At 73.7% G+C, this 18,000-nt stretch carries 17 protein-coding genes and 1 pseudogene; 9 read left to right on the top strand and 9 right to left on the bottom strand.

Translation table 11 applies throughout. The annotated features are described in order from the left end of the window. Positions 1–6: 6 nt before the first annotated feature. Complete coding sequence (locus IEZ04_RS31280) at positions 7–834, top strand: polyprenol monophosphomannose synthase (protein WP_189220357.1); 828 nt, start codon at positions 7–9, stop codon at positions 832–834. Positions 835–880: 46 nt separating this feature from the next. Next, entirely contained in the window at positions 881–1,456 is a 576-nt protein-coding gene (gene fxsA / locus IEZ04_RS31275; RefSeq protein WP_189220356.1) for an FxsA family membrane protein, read from the top strand. 191 nt (positions 1,457–1,647) lie between these two features. On the opposite strand, the gene IEZ04_RS31270 is transcribed toward fxsA, so the two are convergent. From IEZ04_RS31270 to yczE, 4 genes are all read right to left on the bottom strand, one after another. Beyond that, positions 1,648–2,022, bottom strand: a complete 375-nt coding sequence (locus IEZ04_RS31270; protein WP_009187548.1) for an RNA polymerase-binding protein RbpA — start codon at positions 2,020–2,022, stop codon at positions 1,648–1,650. Positions 2,023–2,287: 265 nt separating this feature from the next. Beyond that, positions 2,288–3,634 (bottom strand): MFS transporter, encoded by a 1,347-nt coding sequence (locus tag IEZ04_RS31265; RefSeq protein WP_189220355.1) that lies wholly within the window; start codon positions 3,632–3,634, stop codon positions 2,288–2,290. A 49-nt stretch (positions 3,635–3,683) separates the two neighbouring features. Then, positions 3,684–4,454, bottom strand: a complete 771-nt coding sequence (locus IEZ04_RS31260; protein ID WP_189220400.1) for a glycerophosphodiester phosphodiesterase family protein — start codon at positions 4,452–4,454, stop codon at positions 3,684–3,686. 2 nt (positions 4,455–4,456) lie between these two features. After that, positions 4,457–5,146: a membrane protein YczE gene (yczE, locus tag IEZ04_RS31255; RefSeq protein ID WP_189220354.1), complete on the bottom strand. Its 690-nt coding sequence runs from the start codon at positions 5,144–5,146 to the stop codon at positions 4,457–4,459. Positions 5,147–5,266: 120 nt separating this feature from the next. Here yczE and IEZ04_RS31250 point away from each other — a divergent pair, with 120 nt between their 5' ends. Further along, positions 5,267–6,763, top strand: a complete 1,497-nt coding sequence (locus IEZ04_RS31250; RefSeq protein ID WP_189220353.1) for an SCO1417 family PLP biosynthesis transcription factor — start codon at positions 5,267–5,269, stop codon at positions 6,761–6,763. Positions 6,764–6,792: 29 nt separating this feature from the next. On the opposite strand, the gene IEZ04_RS31245 is transcribed toward IEZ04_RS31250, so the two are convergent. Both IEZ04_RS31245 and IEZ04_RS31240 read right to left on the bottom strand, forming a co-directional pair. Next, positions 6,793–8,439, bottom strand: a complete 1,647-nt coding sequence (locus IEZ04_RS31245) for a hypothetical protein (RefSeq protein ID WP_189220352.1) — start codon at positions 8,437–8,439, stop codon at positions 6,793–6,795. Positions 8,440–8,488: 49 nt separating this feature from the next. Then, a complete protein-coding gene (locus tag IEZ04_RS31240) occupies positions 8,489–8,683 on the bottom strand; it encodes a hypothetical protein (protein ID WP_189220351.1) in 195 nt (64 codons plus the stop codon). 323 nt (positions 8,684–9,006) lie between these two features. Here IEZ04_RS31240 and IEZ04_RS31235 point away from each other — a divergent pair, with 323 nt between their 5' ends. From IEZ04_RS31235 to IEZ04_RS35395, 3 genes and pseudogenes are all read left to right on the top strand, one after another. Continuing rightward, the gene (locus tag IEZ04_RS31235) at positions 9,007–9,399 is read left to right on the top strand and encodes an ankyrin repeat domain-containing protein (RefSeq protein WP_189220350.1); all 393 of its coding nucleotides are present in this window, start codon (positions 9,007–9,009) and stop codon (positions 9,397–9,399) included. Positions 9,400–9,700: 301 nt separating this feature from the next. Continuing rightward, positions 9,701–11,119 carry a HEAT repeat domain-containing protein gene (locus IEZ04_RS31230; RefSeq protein WP_189220349.1) on the top strand — a complete coding sequence of 473 codons (1,419 nt, stop codon included), beginning with the start codon at positions 9,701–9,703 and terminating at the stop codon, positions 11,117–11,119. A gap of 163 nt (positions 11,120–11,282) precedes the next feature. After that, positions 11,283–12,049: pseudogene (locus IEZ04_RS35395) on the top strand (GDSL-type esterase/lipase family protein). Positions 12,050–12,096: 47 nt separating this feature from the next. Here the strand turns inward: IEZ04_RS35395 and IEZ04_RS31215 are convergent. From IEZ04_RS31215 to IEZ04_RS31205, 3 genes are all read right to left on the bottom strand, one after another. Then, positions 12,097–12,207, bottom strand: coding sequence for a D-glutamate cyclase family protein (locus IEZ04_RS31215; protein WP_373296388.1), 111 nt, complete (start codon positions 12,205–12,207; stop codon positions 12,097–12,099). 108 nt (positions 12,208–12,315) lie between these two features. Next, a complete protein-coding gene (locus IEZ04_RS31210; RefSeq protein WP_189220346.1) occupies positions 12,316–13,173 on the bottom strand; it encodes a putative hydro-lyase in 858 nt (285 codons plus the stop codon). Beyond that, positions 13,170–14,510 (bottom strand): MFS transporter, encoded by a 1,341-nt coding sequence (locus tag IEZ04_RS31205; RefSeq protein WP_189220345.1) that lies wholly within the window; start codon positions 14,508–14,510, stop codon positions 13,170–13,172. Before IEZ04_RS31205 ends, IEZ04_RS31210 begins: the two co-directional genes overlap by 4 nt. A gap of 154 nt (positions 14,511–14,664) precedes the next feature. On the opposite strand from IEZ04_RS31205, the gene IEZ04_RS31200 reads away from it, so the two are divergent. The 3 genes from IEZ04_RS31200 to IEZ04_RS31190 all read left to right on the top strand — a co-directional run bounded on the left by IEZ04_RS31200 (position 14,665) and on the right by IEZ04_RS31190 (position 17,969). Next, positions 14,665–15,375: a GntR family transcriptional regulator gene (locus IEZ04_RS31200; RefSeq protein ID WP_189220344.1), complete on the top strand. Its 711-nt coding sequence runs from the start codon at positions 14,665–14,667 to the stop codon at positions 15,373–15,375. Between the two features lie 118 nt (positions 15,376–15,493). Beyond that, positions 15,494–17,011, top strand: a complete 1,518-nt coding sequence (locus tag IEZ04_RS31195; protein WP_189220343.1) for a hypothetical protein — start codon at positions 15,494–15,496, stop codon at positions 17,009–17,011. Between the two features lie 76 nt (positions 17,012–17,087). After that, positions 17,088–17,969: a hypothetical protein gene (locus IEZ04_RS31190; RefSeq protein WP_189220342.1), complete on the top strand. Its 882-nt coding sequence runs from the start codon at positions 17,088–17,090 to the stop codon at positions 17,967–17,969. Positions 17,970–18,000: the final 31 nt, after the last annotated feature.

Here is an 18,000-nt window from a genome sequence, read left to right as displayed (position 1 = left end):
GCAGCAGTGAACGACGGCGACGGGACCCTGGAGGCACAGTCCCAGGGGAGGCGGTTCGGCCCGCTCGGCACGGCCTTGGTGATCATCCCGACCTACAACGAGGCGGAGAACATCAAGAAGATCGTCGGCCGGGTACGGGCGGCGGTGCCCGAGGCGCACGTCCTGGTGGCCGACGACAACAGCCCCGACGGCACGGGCAAGCTCGCCGACGAGCTGGCCGCCGAGGACGGCCGCGTCCACGTGCTGCACCGCAAGGGCAAGGAGGGGCTCGGCGCCGCCTACCTCGCGGGCTTCCGCTGGGGCATGGAGCACGACTACGGGGTCCTGATCGAGATGGACGCCGACGGCTCGCACCAGCCCGAGGAGCTGCCCCGCCTGCTGACCGCGCTGAAGGGCGCCGACCTGGTGCTCGGCTCCCGCTGGGTGCCGGGCGGACGGGTGGTGAACTGGCCGAAGTCCCGCGAGTTCATCTCCCGCGGCGGCAGCCTCTACTCGCGTGTCCTGCTCGACGTGCCGATCCGAGACGTCACCGGCGGTTTCCGCGCCTTCCGCCGCGAGACCCTGCAGGGCCTCGGCCTCGACGAGGTCTCGTCCCAGGGCTACTGCTTCCAGGTCGACCTCGCCCGCCGGGCGGTCAAGAGCGGCTACCACGTCGTCGAGGTGCCCATCACCTTCGTCGAGCGGGAGCTGGGCGACTCCAAGATGAGCCGCGACATCCTGGTGGAGGCCCTGTGGCGGGTCACCGCCTGGGGAGTGGGGGAGCGGGTCGGCAAGGCCGGCAAGGCGCTGCAGCGCCCGAAGCCGACGGAGCCCGAGCCGGGCGGACGTTCCTGACCAGCCCCTTATGTCGCGCTGAGCCCTCTCCGGGCACACTGGAAGCATGACGACAGGCGCTACGACTCCCACGTACCCCGCACGGCCGCGACGCTCCCGGCTGCGGACGTTCCTGCCGCTGGGCATCGCCGCGTGGCTGGTGCTGGAGATCTGGCTGCTCTCGCTGGTCGCGGGGGCGGCCAGTGGCTTCGCCGTCTTCCTGCTGCTGGTCGCGGGGTTCGCCCTCGGCTCCGTGGTGGTCAAGCGGGCCGGGCGCCGCGCCTTCCGCAACCTGACCGAGACACTGCAGCAGCAGCAGCAGTCCGGCGCGGCCGCCACGGGCAGGAGCGACGGCAACGGCTTCCTGATGCTGGGCGGCCTGCTGCTGATGCTGCCGGGCCTGGTCTCGGACGTGGTGGGGCTGGTGCTGCTGATCCCGCCGGTCCAGAAGGCCCTCGGCGCCTACGCCGAGCGCACTTTCGAACGCAAGCTCCGTGAGGCGGCCTCCGGCGGCTTCGGCAGCGCCTTCCGGAACGCCCGCATCCACCGCCCGGACGGCAAGGTCGTGCAGGGCGAGGTCATCAGGGACGACGCCGGTGACGCCGGCGCCCCGCGGGAGCCGCGTCCGCCGCTGACCCGCTGAGCCGTTCGCCGTCGCGCGAGGGAGGCTGCCCCTGACCGGGGCGGCCTCCCTTCTCGTTGCGCAGGGCGGCCCGTCCGTTCCGTACGGCCCGGGGCCCGGCACACGAAGACCGCGGGTGCCGTACGTCACTCACGTACGGCACCCGCGGTTCTCGGCTGCGCGTTTTCGTCGGCCGCCCGGCCCCACCGGGGTTACGCGGACTTGCGGCTGTCCCGCGGATGTACCGCGATGTTCATCGCACCGGAGCGGAGGACGGCCAGGCGCTCCTCGAGGACCTCTTCGAGCTCCTCACGCGTGCGCCGCTCCATCAGCATGTCCCAGTGCGTACGCGCGGGCTTGGCCTTCTTCTCCTCGGGGCCGTCGCCGTCCACCAGGAGCGCCGGGGCCCCGCAGACCTTGCACTCCCACTCCGGCGGGATCTCCGCCTCGACCGAGAAGGGCATCTCGAAGCGGTGCCCCTTCTCGCATGCGTACTCCACGGCCTGGCGCGGGGCCAGGTCGATGCCGCGGTCCGTCTCGTAGCTGGTCACCACGAGGCGCGTGCCGCGAAGAGCTCGCTCACTCATGAATCGTGCCTCCCGGGCTTGTCGCCCACAGGACAGGTGTCGCTGTCGTCGTCATCCGGTCAACGTCCGGTCGGCGGTTAAGATTCCCGTTCCGAGTCCGTTCCGGGTCATGCGTCGCCGTCGTAGCCGCCCTTGTTGTACCCACCGAGGCCCGGTTTGTCACATCTGATAGCAGATGTCACACAGCGTTTCGTCATCTTTGACGCGCAGTAACGGTCCGCCTGGCAGGCCAAACGCGTACACTACAGCCCTTTCGTCTTCGGTGCTAAATCCTTTCCGGCACCGGGTTGCCCGCGTCGCCGATCGCCTTCCGCACGGGTACCCGTGCGAGCAGGACGAATCCCAGAACGAAGAAAAGCACCAGGGAAATGATCGCGTCACGGTAACTGCCGGTCAGCTGATAGGTCACACCGAACAGCAGCGGACCCAGCCAGCTCATCCCGCGGTCGCTCATCTCGTACGCCGAGAAGTACTCGGCCTCCTTGCCCGGCGGCACCAGGTGGGAGAACAGCGAGCGGGACAGCGCCTGGCTGCCCCCGAGGACCAGACCGATCCCGGCGGCCAGCGCGAAGAAGAAGCCGGGCGCGCCCTCGGGCAGGAAGTACCCGGCGGCCAGCGTCAGCGTCCACGCGACCAGGGAGCCCAGGATCGTGCGCTTGGCGCCGTACCTCCGGGCCAGCCGGCCCATGCCCAGCGCCCCGGCCACCGCCAGCACCTGCACCAGCAGCACGGCCACGATCAGCGTCGACTGGCCGAGGCCCAGCTCCTCGGCGCCGTACACCGAGGCCTGGGAGATCACTGTCTGGATGCCGTCGTTGTAGACCAGGTAGGCGAGCAGGAAGGACAGCGTGAGCGGGTGGCGGCGCATGTCGCGGACGGTCGCCGCCAACTGGCGCAAGCCCGGGGCGGTGGCGTGACCGGCCGGCGCCCGGCGGTCGCGCAGCCGTCTGAGCGGCACGAGGGTGAAGGCGCCCCACCACAGCCCGGCGGAGGCCAGGCAGATGCGTACCGCCGTGCTCTCCGAGACGCCGAAGGAGTCGTGGGCCGTGTACAGGACGAGGTTCGCGATCAGGACCAGCGCGCCCGCCGCGTACCCGAAGGCCCAGCCCCGGGAGGAGACCGCGTCGCGCTCCTCGGGCGGGGCGATCTGCGGCAGATAGGAGTTGTAGAGCATCATCGCCACTGACTGGGCGGCGTTGGCGACGACCAGCAGCAGTCCGCCCAGCAGATAGCGCTCCCCGTCCAGGAAGAACATGCCCGCCGTCGCCGCGGCTCCCAGGTAGGCGGCCGCCGCGAGCAGCGGCTTCTTGCGGCCCGTCCGGTCGGCGGCCGCCCCGACCAGCGGCATCAGCACGACGGCGAGGACCACCGACAGGGACACCGAGTAGGCGTAGAAGGAGCCCGCGCGCACCGGGATGCCCAGGGGGTGTACGAAACCGTCGGCGTCGGCCGCCGCCTCGGCCACCGACGTCAGGTACGGGCCCAGGAACACCGTCAGGACGCTCGTCGAATAGACGGAGCAGGCCCAGTCGTAGAAGTACCAGCCGCGCTGCTCGCGTCTCCGCTCGGCGGCCTCGCCGACCGCGGCCGTGTGAAGGGTGTCCGTGCCCACCCGTGCCCTCGCTTCCCCGTGTCCCCGTGACGAGCCGCGGCGGGTCGGTTCAGGCCCAGGCGCCCCGTTCCAGGAGCACCGCGCGCAGCGTGTCGATGCGATCGGTCATGATGCCATCCACACCGAGGTCCAGCAGCCGGTGCATCCGCTGCGCGTCGTTCACGGTCCACACGTGGACCTGCAGCCCGCGCGCGTGGGCGGCGCGCAGGAACCGGTGGTCGACCACGGGCACGCCCGACTGCGACTCGGGCACCTGCGCGGCGACCGCCGAGCCGCGCAGGGCGGCGGGCAGGCGCCACGAGCGCAGCCGCAGGCCCAGGACGCCGCCGGTGCCGTACGACGTCGCGAGCCGGGGCCCGGCCAGGCGCTGGGCGCGGGCGACGCGGGACTCCGAGAACGAACCGACGCACACGCGGTGCCACGACCGGGTGCGGCCGATCAGGTTGAGCAGCGGGTGGAGGGCGGACTCCGCCTTGACGTCGACGTTCCACCGCACCTCGGGGAATGCCTCCAGCAACTCCTCGAACAGCGGCACCGGTTCGACGCCCGCCACGCGCGCGTGGCGCACGTCCTTCCAGTAGAGGTCGGCGATGCGGCCGCGGGCGTCGGTGACCCGGTCCAGCGTCGCGTCGTGGAAGGCGACGAGCTTCCCGTCGGCCGTGGCGTGCACGTCCGTCTCGATGTACCGGTAGCCGGCCTCCACCGCGCGGCGGAACTGGGCCGTGGTGTTCTCCAGGCCGTTCGCCGCCCCGCCGCGGTGGGCGAAGGCGATCGGGCCGGGGTGGTCGAGGTACGGGTGGCGCGCGGGAGTCGTCGTCATGGTCACCCGCGCAGTATCGCCCCCCGGGGTGGCCCGGAGGCGACGACGGCGCTGCCGCCCGCCGAGGGCACGGCGAACAGCCGGAGGAAGAGCTGCGCCAGCGGGCCGATGGTCAGCGCGTAGAGAACGGTGCCGACGCCGACCGTGCCGCCCAGGGCGAAGCCGGTGGCCACCACGGCCACCTCCACCGCCGTCCGCACCAGCCGGACCGAGCGCCCGGTGCGCCGGTGCAGACCCGTCATCAGCCCGTCGCGCGGGCCGGGACCGAGCCGCGCCGCGATGTACAGGCCGGTCGCCGCGCCGTTCAGGACGACGCCGGCGCACAGCAGCGGCACGCGGACGGCCAGGCTACGTGGCTCCGGTACCGCCGCGAGTGTGGCGTCCATCACGAGGCCCACCACGAGGACGTTGGAGACCGTGCCGAGGCCCGGCCGCTGGCGCAGCGGGACCCACAGCAGCAGCACCAGGGCGCCGACGCCGATCGACACCACACCGATCGTCAGCCCGGTCCGCCCGGCCAGCCCTTGGTGCAGCACGCCCCACGGCTCCAGACCCAGCCCCGCCTGCACGAGCAGCGCGACGCTCGCCCCGTACAGCGCGAGACCGGCGTACAGCTGGAGCAGCCGCCGTCCGAGGCGGCGGGGTGCGGACGGGACGGAGGGGTTGGCCGGGACGGACGGAGTGGATGGCACGGGCGGGACGGCGGACAAGGTGTTCCCCCTCGGGTGGTGGCGGTGGCCTGGCGCATGTCACTCTGTGGCCTGGCGGAGAACGCCATCCATGGCCAATCCGGGGAAGGTGGACCGCACATCATGGCGCAGTGGACTTCGGCGGTGGGCGCGGTTCAGCTCGCGCGGCAGCTCAACTCCCAGCAGGAGCGCCCCGCGGGCCCCGGCAGCCGCCGTCCGCCCGCCTACCGGGCGCTCGCCGACGGCATCCGGCTGCTGGTGCTGGAGGGCCGGGTCCCGGTCGCCGCCCGGCTGCCCGCCGAGCGGGAACTCGCGCTCGCCCTGTCCGTCAGCCGTACGACGGTCGCGGCGGCCTACGAGGCCCTGCGCACCGAGGGGTTTCTGGAGTCGCGCCGGGGAGCGGGCAGCTGGACCGCCGTTCCGGCCGGTAACCCCCTGCCCGCGCGCGGGCTGGAGCCGCTGCCGCCCGAGGCGCTCGGCTCCGTGATCGATCTCGGTACGGCCGCCCTGCCCGCCCCCGAGCCCTGGCTCACCCGGGCCGTGCGGGGCGCTCTGGAGGAGCTGCCGCCGTACGCGCACACGCACGGCGACTACCCGGCCGGGCTGCCCGCGCTGCGCGCGCTGCTCGCCGACCGCTACACCGCGCGCGGGATCCCCACGATGCCCGAGCAGATCATGGTCACCACCGGTGCCATGGGCGCGATCGACGCGATCTGCCATCTGTTCGCGCCGCGCGGCGAGCGCATCGCCGTCGAGTCCCCCAGTTACGCCAACATCCTCCAGTTGATGCGTGAGGCGGGCGCCCGGCTGGTGCCCGTCGCGATGGCCGAGGAGCTCGCCGGATGGGACGTGGACCGCTGGCGGCAGGTGCTGCGCGACGCGGCGCCCCGGCTCGGTTACGTCGTGGCCGACTTCCACAACCCGACCGGCGCGCTCGCCGACGAGGACCAGCGGCGCCGGCTCGTCGACGCGGCCCGCGCCGCCGGGACCGTGCTCGTCGTCGACGAGACCATGAGCGAGCTGCACCTCGACGCGGACGTGGAAATGCCCCGGCCGGTCTGCGGCTTCGACCCGGCGGGCTCGACCGTGATCACGGTCGGCTCGGCGAGCAAGGCGTTCTGGGCGGGGCTGCGCATCGGCTGGGTGCGCGCCGCGCCGGACGTGATCCGCAGCCTGGTCGCGGCCCGTGCGTACGCCGACCTCGGCACCCCGGTCCTCGAACAGCTGGCCGTCAACTGGCTGATGAGCACCGGTGGCTGGGAGGAGGCCGTGGGCGTGCGCCGGGCCCAGGCCCGTGACAACCGGGACGCGCTGGTCGCCGCCCTCCGCCGGGAGCTGCCCGACTGGGGGTTCGCGGTGCCCCGGGGCGGCCTCACCCTGTGGGTGCGCACCGGGGGCCTGTCGGGCTCACGGATCGCCGAGGCAGGCGAGCGGGTCGGTGTGCGGGTTCCCTCGGGGCCGCGCTTCGGCGTGGACGGGGCGTTCGAGGGGTACGTCCGGCTGCCGTTCACCGTGGGCGGCGCGGTGGCCGACGAGGCGGCCGCCCGCCTGGCGACGGCGGCACACCTGGTGCGCACGGGGACCTCCGGTACCGCGGAGCCGCGGACGTACGTGGCGTGAGGCCGGCCGGGCCCGCCCCGGCCGGCTCGTCAGCCTTCGGCCACCGCCACCTCGGTGGACACGGCATCGCTCGGCGGCGGTGCCGTCGTCGGCGGTGCCGTGCCGGCGTCCGGCCGCGGCGGTGCGGGAGCGGCTTCCCGCGGTGCCGCCTCGGTGGGGGCCACCTCGTCCGGCAGCAGGTCCAGCACCGCCCGGCGGTGCTCGTCGCTCGTGGCGTCGTCGTACGGGTCCGGGGTGACCGGGACCTGCAGGCGGTGCACCGGGCCCCCGCCGAGCCGGGCGTAACCGCGGCCGGGCGGCAGGTCCGCGGCAGGTGTGGTCCGCGGCAGCGCGCCCAGCACCGCCTCCAGCTGCTCGGGGAGCGCGGGACCGAGCACCACGCGCGCGCGTGTGTGCTGCCGTACGGCGTCACAGACCGCGTCCAGGCCGTCGAACTGCTCGGCCACGACGACGGTGACGTTCGCCGGACGGCCGTGGCGCAGCGGCACCTGGAGGAGGGACTGCGGGTCGGGGCCGCCGTCGGCGGCGGCCAGGTGGCCGAGCGCGCTCGGCCGGTCCAGCAGGATCCACAGGGGACGCCGGGCGTCCTCCGGCGTCGGCAGGCCCGCCTGGCGCGCGCGGTTGGCGGCGATCAGCCGGCGTTCCGTCTCGTGCGCCGCCCACTCCAGGCTGGCCAGCGCGCCGGCCAGACCGCACTCCACGGCCAGCACGCCCCTCCGGCCGGTCAGACACGCGTACTCGCCGGTGCCGCCGCCCTCGACGACCACCACGTCGCCGTGCCGGAGCGCCTGCAGCGCGACGGAGCGCAGCAGGGTCGTCGTACCGCTGCCCGGCTGCCCCACGACCAGCAGGTGCGGTTCCGTGGAGCGCGCACCCGTGCGCCACACGACCGGGGGCACGTCCCGCTGCTCGCCGCCCTGGCCGAGCGGCAGGGTGCGCCGTACGCCGGTCGCGTCGGTGAAGCCGAGCACCGTCTCGCCCGGTGCCGTGACGAAGCGCTGGGCCGTGATGTCGGTGGCCAGCGGGGCGAGGACGGTCACCGTGAGCTGGTTGCCCTCCTCGTCCCAGTCGAAGAGGTACTCGCGGCCGCGGCCCGCCTTGGCGTGCAGCAGATGCTCGATCCGCGCGCGGGACTCGGGCTCGCCGTCCGTGAAGTACGCGGGGTAACGGATCTCCAGGTGGCGGATCCGCCCGCCGTCGTCGAAGTCGTACGAGGGGAACGCCTTGTTCCAGTCGCCGCCGTGGGTGTACAGGGGCTCCGGGTCGGCGGCCGCCGCGAAGTACGGCACCAGGGCCTCGTACAGCGAGCCGAGGCGCTCCGCCCGCTCCTCGTCCGGACCCGTGGGTGCCGGTTTCGCGGGCTCGCGGCCCTGCCACGCTGCCGCCGCCATCAGTCCGATGACGGCGAGCAGCGGTCCGTACGGCACCAGGGCGACGACCAGGACCACCGAGGCCACCAGGAAGAACAGCGAACTGCGCTTGTCCTTCGGGGTGTCGGCCCACTTGCGCCGGCCGGCGGCCGCGAGCCGGCGCAGGCCACGGATGATCATGATCAGCGGGTGCAGGACGTCGGTGGCACCGTCGGCCGTCGTCCGGGCCAGTTCCCGGCCCCGGGCGAGGTACGCGCTGCCGTCGATCGGACTGCGGGGGAAGCGGGGAAGGGGACGCCGGGCCACTGCGGTCTCCTACGGACGGGGACGGGGGTGCGTGCGGAGGGGACGGGGGTCAGAAGCTGATACCGCCGAGGAGGCTCGCGAGGCTCTCACCGCCCGCCTTGATGCTCGGCGCGATGGCCGTGCTGGCGAGGTAGAAGCCGAACAGCGTGGCCACGATGGCGTGCGAGGCCTTCAGTCCGTCCTTGCGGAAGAAGAGGAAGACGATGATGCCGAGCAGGACGACGCCTGACATGGAAAGGATCATTTGTGCTCTCCTGGTTGGTGGGGACAGTCACCGTCAGTTTTTCCAGGGTCACAAGATGTATCTATACGATAAAAGGTGCAATTGGGTGAATATGTGACAGTTTCACCTGATTGGCGCAGTCCTTCCCGGCCCGTCCGGCCAGCGGTGTTGCGCCCGGCCGGGTTCGCTGTGATCTTTGCCTCGGGTGGGTCCGGTCATGTGCGTGCCGAGCCCAGTACCCTGGCGATTCACCCGTACGGCGGCGCCGACCCGCCGTCGTGCGCACCCACCTTGTCCGGCGGGCCCGACCGAGCCCGCACTGCTGCTTGAGAGGCGGTCCGGTGATGAGTGAAGCCCTCGACCCCGAGGTCATCGAGCTCGCGACGAAGATCTTCGACCTGGCGCGCCGCGGCCGTACGGAGGAGCTCGTGGCGTACGTAGACGCGGGCGTTCCGGCCAACCTCACCAACGACCGGGGCGACACGCTCGTGATGCTCGCGGCCTACCACGGCCACGCCGAGGCCGTGCGCGCCCTCCTGGAGCGCGGCGCGGAGGCCGACCGCGCCAACGACCGAGGCCAGACGCCGCTCGCGGGAGCCGTCTTCAAGGGCGAGCAGGAGGTCATCCGCGCGTTGCTCGACGGTGGCGCCGACCCGCACGCCGGCACGCCGTCGGCCGTCGACACCGCGCGCATGTTCGCCAAGACGGAGCTGCTGGAACTGTTCGGCGCACACTGATCCGCACGTCCGGACCAGCAAGAACACGAGATACGGGGGAGGCGGTACGGGGCCGCCGGAAATATCGGTCGCGGCAGGAAGAACCGCCGGGTCATCATGACGTCGTGATTCACGGACGCGATGGCCGGGCAGGTGTTGCCGCACCGCGCGGGCCGTGATGCGGTCCGCGAGGGCCACCGACGAGAGGCAGAGGACGATGGGCCACAGCAAGCAGAAGACGGCGGGCGCTCCGACGTGTTGTCACGCGGCCAGGTAGTGCAGGACCACGGTTGCGTCGACGCTTGATGTGAGGCTGTTTCCCATGTTCGAACCGGTCATAGCGCCCAGCGGTACGCTGCTCGGCCTGCTGCAGCGGGGCCGCGGCGACGGCACGCTGCACGCGCTCACCGCCCCGCGGGCCGACGCGCTCGCGGCCCTCAACCACTGTGTGCTGAGCGACCCCCGCCACGACTGGCAGGTGGAGAACCGCTCCCTGTACTACGCCCGGCTCTATCTCGACCTGCACGGCGGGCTCGACGAGATCGAACGGCACCTGTTCGCCCCCGAGGACGTCCTCGACACCTGCGAGTCGCGCACCGGGCTCGCCCTCGCGGTCCTCGGGCACCTCGCCTCGTACGGCAGGCGGGACGCTCTCGAACTGCTGCGCAGGTACGCCGCCTCCGGCACCAACTGGGCCTGGGCCCTCGACGAGCTCGCCCTCCGGGACGACGACGCCGGCCTGCGCGCCCTCGCCGCCCCCGTCCTCGCGCGCTTCGCCACCGACGCCGAGGGCGAGGCCGGACTCGCCGCCGCCGTCCGTGACGCCTTCGAGCCCCGCCCGTGGCGGCTGTGGGCCGAGGACTCCCGCGAGGCGATCGCCGCGCGGGTGCGGAAGGCCGGGGAGGCCGGCTGCTTCGACCGCTGGCAGCGGCAGCTGGACTCCTCGGGGCCCCGTCCGGGCTGGAGCGTCGCGGCCGTCTTCGACTGGGCCCAGCAGGGCCTCGACCGCGGCGCCGCGCTGCACGTCCCGGCCGCCCGCTGCCTCATGGCCGTCGCGGGCCCCGAGGACCGCCCCGAGATCGTCGAGGCCGCCCGCGGCGGCGGTGACGGCGCCCGCTGCACCGCCCTGCGCTACCTCGCCGACAGCGACGACCCCGGCGCCCTCGACCTCATCGAGGGCGCGGTGGCCGACGGTTCGGCCGCGGTCGTCGAGGCCGCCGTCGCCGCCTTCGAGCGGATGCGCAGTGTCGCCGCCGTCGAACGTGCGCGCCGCTGGGCGTGCCGCCCCGACGCGCTCGGCGCCGTCGCCGGACGCGTGCTCGCCTGTCGCGGCGGCACCCGGGACAGCGGTCCGGTGCTGGCCGCCCTCCGTGAGGCCGTACGGGGCGAGGGGCCCGACGCGCCCACCCTGTGGACCCTCGTGGACGGCGCGGGGCGCCTCGGCATCGTCTCCGCCGCCCCCGTCCTGCGCCACGTCTACCGCGAGACGGCCTCCTCCCACCTGCGCGGGCGCGCCGCCCGGGCCCTCGCCGCCACCGACCCCTCCTTCCCGTCCGGCTTCGCCGTCGAGTGCCTCTGGGACTGCGAGGAGTCCACGCGCGAGGTCGCCGCCCGGCACGCCGAGACCGGCTCCGCGCGCGTGGTCGAACAGCTCCGCAGGCTCGCCGCCGACCCCGCCGAGGAGGCCGAGGTGCAGACGGCCGTACGCAGCCGGATCGGGCCGGACATGCCCGCCGTGTGAACCCGGGTGGCCCGGAGGGGAGGCCCGCGGAGCGGAACGTGCGCGGGGGCGACGCTCATGGGACGTCAGCCGCGAGGACAGATCCACTTTGACGCGATCACGTCCAGCGTCGCGACAGCACCGGTATCCGTGTCGCCACCGTGACCGCGTTCTTCCCCCGGATGTGAACGGCGTGGCCGTCGAGGGCGGCCGGCGCGGCTGGGCCGCCCTCCTGGCCGAAGGGCTCGGGCCCGGCACCGCATTCGTCGCCCCGGCCGTCGGCGGCGCCCGGACCCACGACGTCCTGCACCGGCAGACCCCCGCCGCGCCGGCCCTGCGCCCGGACGTCGTGCCGGTCGTCGTGGGCGTCGACGACACCCCGCGCCGCACCTTCGGCCTGCACGCCGTCGCCGCCCGCCTCGACGAGGTGTACGGGGCCTTCCGCGCGGAACGCCGTGCTGCTCACCGCCTGCCTGCCCGACCCCGGTGCCCTCCTCGGCCCGCCCCGCGCGCCGGCCGGGCCGCCCGCCCGGCGGCAGCAGGCGGTCGACGCCGTGGTGCACGCCCTCTCCGAGCGGTACGGGGCGGTCCACCCGCACGCCTGCGAGGCGCCCGGGTGGCGGACCGCGCGACGGGGAGCGCCGGCCGGCCGCACTCCGGTGAGCGCGGCCACCGGTAGCTCGCGGTGCGCTTCCACGCGCTGCTCGCGGACGCGCGGCCCGCCACCGGTGCGGCGCCGTGCGCCGCACCCCGGCTGCCCGGACCGTCCCGGTCGGCGTCCCGGTGGCGGCTGGCCACGCGGGCGCCGGCTGGGCCGCACGGCGGCGCACCCACCTGCTGCCGCGGCTCCTCGCCCGCGCCGAGGCGGAGGTCCGCCACCAGGTCCGGGGCACCGGCCGCCCTGCCGGTGCCGTCCGTGCCGCCGGTGGACGCGCGGGCGACGCCGCCTGAGGACCGGCGGGCGCGGGACCGGGTGCCGTCGCGCGCTGTGCCGTGCCTCAGGCCACGCGGTACTGCTCGTCGCGGGCGTCGGTGAGGAACATCTGGCCCGGGGCGTGGGTGACGGCGAACGGCGGGCGCGAGGCCATCACGACGGCCTGGGGCGTCACCTCTGGCCGCCCTGCCGGTGCCGTCCGTGCCGCCGGTGGACGCGCGGGCGACGCCGCCTGAGGACCGGCGGGCGCGGGACCGGGTGCCGTCGCGCGCTGTGCCGTGCCTCAGGCCACGCGGTACTGCTCGTCGCGGGCGTCGGTGAGGAACATCTGGCCCGGGGCGTGGGTGACGGCGAACGGCGGGCGCGAGGCCATCACCACGGCCTGGGGCGTCACCCCGCAGGCCCAGAACACCGGGATGTCGTCCGGCTCCGGCTCCACCGCGTCGCCGAACTCGGGACGGGACAGGTCCGCGATGCCGAGCCCCGACGGCTCACCGCAGTGCACCGGGCCGCCGTGCACGGCCGGGAGCAGGCTGGTCTCCCGGATCGCGGCCGTCAGGTGCTCCGGCGGCACCGGCCGCATCGACACCACCATGGGGCCGCGCAGGCGTCCCGCGGGACGGCAGCGACGGCTCGTGACGTACATGGGCACGTTGCGGCCCTGCTCGACATGGCGCAGGGGCACGCCCGCCTCGGCGAGGACCCACTCGAAGGTGAAGCTGCAGCCGATCAGGAAGGACACCAGGTCCGCGCGCCAGACGTCGACGACGTCCGTCGGTTCGGCCACCAGCCGGCCGTTCTCCCACACCCGGTAGCGCGGCAGATCGGTGCGCAGGTCGGCGTCCGGCGCGAGCGGCGTGGTCCACGCGCCGGCGTCGGTCACGTCCAGCACCGGGCACGGCTTGGGGTTCCGCTGGCAGAACAGCAGCATCTCGTACGCCCAGTCGGCCGGGACCGAGATCAGATTGGCCTGGGTGTGCCCGGCGGCGATGCCCGCGGTGGGACCGGTGAGACCCGCGCGGAACCGCGCGCGTGCCTCACGTGGCGTCCACGCGCGCGCGTGCTCAGCGCGGAGCGCGTCGACGGTCGTTCCGGTCGTCGTGGGGCGGTGGCCCCGGGCGTCGGTGGTGGTGTGGTTCACAGGAGTTCCTTCCCGCGCGTCTCCGGAAGCCCGAGCAGCGCGACCGCCGCCAGGCCGTAGCCGACCGCGCCGAAGACCAGCGCGCCGCCCACGCCCCAGCTGCCGGCCAGGAAACCGACCGCGGTGGGGAAGACGGCGCCGGCGGCACGGCCGGCGTTGTACGTGAATCCCTGACCGGTGCCGCGCACGGCCACCGGGTACAGCTCGCTGAGGTACGACCCGAATCCGCTGAAGATCGCCGACATGCAGAACCCGAGAGGGAACATGAGCGCCAGGAGCAGGCCGTCCGCGCCGCTCGGGATGTTCGTGTACGCCCAGATGCACAGCGCCGACAGGACCGCGAAGAGCCAGATGTTGCGCCGGCGGCCCAGCCGGTCGGTGAGGTACCCGCCGGTCACGTAGCCGACGAAGGCCCCGGTGATCTGGAGCGCGAGGTAGCCGCCGGTGCCGACCACCGACAGGTCGCGTTCCGTCTTCAGGTAGGTGGGCACCCAGGTGGCCAGCGTGTAGTAGCCGCCCTGGACGCCGGTGGAGAGCAGCGTCGCGAAGACCGTGGTGCGCAGCAGGCCCGGGGTGCCTGCCGTGCCCGGCGCGAACACCGCCGCGAAGGAACCCTTCTCGCGGCTTCTCTCGCGCGCGGTGGCCGCCTCCGGCGCGTCCTGCACCCGGCGGCGCACCCACACGACGAGCAGCGCGGGCAGCGCGCCGGTCCAGAACATCACCCGCCAGGCGATGTCCTCGTCCGCCACCTCGAAGACCAGCGTGTAGACGATGACGGCCAGTCCCCAGCCGACGGCCCAGGAGCTCTGGATCGCGCCGAGCGTACGGCCCCGGTGCCTGGCGCTCGTGTACTCGGCGACCAGGATCGCGCCGACCGCCCACTCACCGCCGAAGCCGAGTCCCTGCACGGCCCGGAAGACCAGCAGTGTCGAGTAATCGGGAGCGAACCCGCAGGCGACGGTGCCGGCGGCGTACACGGCGACCGTGAGCGTCAGTGCCTTCACGCGCCCGACGCGGTCCGCGAGCACCCCCGCGGCCGCCCCGCCGATCGCCGAGACGATCAGCGTGACCGTGGTGATCAGACCGGTCTGGCCGCTGTCGAGGCCGAAGTGGGCGGCCAGCGCCACCATGCTCAGCGGCAGCGTGAAGTAGTCGTAGGAGTCCAGGGCGTATCCGCCGAACGCGCCCGCGAAGGCCCGGCGGCCGCGCGGACCGAGGGCCCGCAGCCAGCCGAACGCGCCGTCGCCGGCGTCCGGTTCGGCCGGGGCGTTTGGAGTCTTTGGTGCTTCTGGTACGTGCGGTGTCTGTGGTGCCTGGAACGGACGTTTCGTGCTCATGGGCACCTCGCAGTGAGGAACGGGGGGTGCGTGAGGAATGAGCCGTGCCGTGGTGCGGTGCGTCCGGGCGCTTGCTCAGCAAGGTAGAGGATCGTTGAACGATCCCTCAATACCTATGTTGTTTCGTTCTTGTATCTGCGCTTAGATGCCCGGCATGGCAGAACTCACGGGACTGGCCGACGACCGGGCGCTGTTGGGCCGCACCAGCACGGCGGAGCGGGTCTCGGACATCCTCAGAAGCCGGATCGCCGAGGGCTTCTTCCCGCCCGGCACCCGGCTGTCCGAGGACAGCATCGGCGGGGCGCTGGGGGTCTCCCGCAACACGCTGCGCGAGTCCTTCCGCCTGCTCACCCACGAGCGCCTGCTCGTGCACGAGCTGAACCGCGGGGTCTTCGTGCGGGTGCTGACCGTGGAGGACGTCGAGGACATCTACCGCACCCGCAGCCTCGTCGAGTGCGCGGTCGTCCGCGGGCTCGGTGACCCCCCGTACGCCGTGGAGGGGCTGGCGAAGGCCGTCGCGGACGGGCAGCGGTCGGCCCGGGAGGGCGACTGGAAGGGCGTGTCCACGGCCAACATCCACTTCCACCGGGAGCTGGTCGCCCTCGCCGGCAGCGAACGCACCGACGAACTGATGCGCAGCGTCTTCGCCGAACTCCGCCTCGCCTTCCACGTGGTGGACGACCCGAAGCGGTTGCACGAGCCCTACCTCGTCCGCAACCGCCAGATCCTCCAGACCCTCCAGGAGGGCGACCGGGACGGCGCGGAACGACTGCTCGCCGTCTACCTGGACGACTCGCTGCGGGGACTGGTCGAGGTGTACGGGCGCCGGGTGGCGGACGCGGGACAGGGGATCGGCATCGTCTGACGGTCCTGAGCCGAATCCCGCGTTCCGGGCGTCCCGGAGCCGCGGCCGTCGCCCCGCCACCAGCGGCGTCCAGCCGTCGTTTGGGCCGATGTCAGAGCGAGGACCTAATCTGTGCACCGTGACTTCGCCTGCATCGACGGACAGCGTTCCGCCCCAGCTCAGCGCGGGGCCGCGCCCCGCGCCGGGCCCGGCCGCCGACGAGGGGCTGGCGCGGCGGCTGCGCGCGCTCGCCTGCACCGCGCCGCTGCACGACCTGGACGCGCGCAAGGCCAATCTCGCGGGTGAGTACTCGGTGTACGGCATGGCGGAGGTCGCCCTCGCCGCCATCGACCTCGTCACGCTCAACATGGACTTCGACACGGGCGCCGACCACGACCAGATCGTCGCCCGCCTCGTCCCGCGCATCGCCGCGCAGGCCCCGCAGCGCCCCGCCGCCGAGCACGAGCGCGTGGCCCGCTGGGTGCTGGAGAACCTGATCAACGTCGGCAGCGTGGACCGCGGCTTCCGCGCCGTGTACGGCACCTTCGCGTCCGACGGCACCTACGTGCGGCGCGACTACGACTTCAAGCTGATCGAAGAGGTCCCCGGCTACGGGGGCGGCGTCTACCTGCGCACCACCGACGAGGCGGTCAACGTCCTCGTGGGCGCCCTCGACACGGACGTCACCAGCGCGCAGATCGCCGCCGAGGTCAAGCTGGAGGTGCTGGTCAGCCGCGGCCGGCTCGCCGACGCCCAGCTCGCCGCCGAACAGGCCCGCTACCGCACCGTGCAGTACTCGGAGACGCTGCGCAGGGCCCTGGACGCCACCCGCCGCAACGTCCGCGCGGTGGACTGGCTGCACGCCGTGCCCGACATGATCGCCGAGGCCCTCGACCACGTCGCCGACCGCTACCGCCACGAGAACGCGATCCTCACCAACATCCGCAGGGCCCGCGACGAGTCCGAGGACCCCGAGAACAAGCGGCGCGCCGCCGAGCTGGTCGACATCGTCAAGGACTGCATCCGCCGGCACACCCAGCTCCAGTCCCGCCTGCTGGAGGCCGGCCCGCTCTTCCGCGCCGAGCAGGACCGCCAGGCCTTCGCCGCCCCCGCGGGCACCTCGGGCACGGACCTGTACGGGCACCTGATGGCGCCCGTCCTCCCCCTGCCCCTGGAGCAGGCGGTCCGCGTGACGGACGCGTTCTTCGCGCGCGGCACGGGATTCCGCACACGAGCGTCCGTACGCCTCGGGGACCTGGTCGACCTGCTGCTGACGCCGCCCGTGGAGCGCGAGCACCTGGGCGCCGAGATGCCCGAGCCCGATCTCATCGCCACCCCGGACGACAGCCGGTTCAGCGAGGAACAGCTCGCCGCCGCCAGAGAACTGCTCGACCTGCCCGCTGACGCGCCCCGCCGGCTCTCCGGCCTGCTCACCGATGCCCGCCGCCAGGACCCCGAACTGCCGTACCTCGTCGCCCTCCTGGCCGTGCACGCGGCCAGCCCGCCGGTCGGCACCGCCTACCGCCAGGGCGAGGAGAAGCTGCTGTTCGCCGTGGACGACGGGACGGAACTGGACGACCCGGAGTTCGGGGGCGCCGACCTGATCGTGGGGACGGCGCTGCTGGACGCGGCGGGAATGGCGGCCGACCGGACATGACCACCGCGCACCCCCCGCCCCTCCCGTCCCGTCCCGTCCACCCGTACTGCGCACCACCGGACAAGGAGCCCCAGCCGTGACCGAGCACGTCGAGTGGAGCGATCCGGAGGCCGCCGCCGCTCCGGCGACGACCGCCGCCGTCACCCCCGCCGACGCCGCCGACGCGGCGCGGCTCGTCGCCTTCGGGCTCCAGCCCAAGCTGCAGCCCGCGCGCGACCAGGAGTACGGGGAGCTGCTGCGGCGCTACCGGGAGGACCCGCCGTTCGCACGGCTCGCCGACGCCGTGGCCACCGGGCTCGGCCTGGTGGTCCTGGAGGTGTCCCCGCGGGCGGGGATGGCCGTGACGGCAGCCGAGGACAGCGTGTTCGCCGTGCGCATGGGCGACTACGCGCGCCGGACCTCGTCCGACGCGGGCGACCGGTTCCTGCACGGCCTCGCCCACCTCGCCGTCGCCGCCCTCGCGTTCCCCCGCCCCGAGGACCTCGCGGACGACGGGTACATCGGGCGCGTGTCCGTCAACGGCGTCGACAGCTTCGTACGGCAGGCCTGCCGCCGGCTGGAGCAGCGGGCCGAGGAGCGGGGCGAGAACACCGACCCGGCGACCGACGCGCCCGGACTGGAGGCGGCCTGGCGGATCTGGGCCAGACGCAGCGCCACCGGGGCCACCAAGGACGCGCGCAGACTCGCCGGTTCGACCACCGGCATCGTCGGCAAGGCCGTCGCGTTCCTCACCGACTCCGGGTTCCTGCAGCGCACCGGTGACGACAACGGCGGCACCTACCGCACCACCGCCCGCTACCAGCTCCAGGTGCGCGACATGGCGGCCGGTGCCGCCATGGCCGAACTGCTGGAGCTGGGCGTCGTCCCGGTGACCGACGGCACCGCCACCCTGCTGCCCGCCGAGGACACCGACGACCTGGAGCTGGTGGCCGACGCCGGACTGCCGTTCCACTCCTGATCCAGCGCTCCACCGAACCACTGTCACGACT

The sequence above is a fragment of the Streptomyces ruber genome (genome assembly GCF_014648075.1).
Taxonomy (GTDB): Bacteria; Actinomycetota; Actinomycetes; order Streptomycetales; family Streptomycetaceae; genus Streptomyces; species Streptomyces ruber.
Note: the sequence above shows the minus strand (reverse complement) of the source record. Positions and strands in the feature narration are given on the sequence as shown.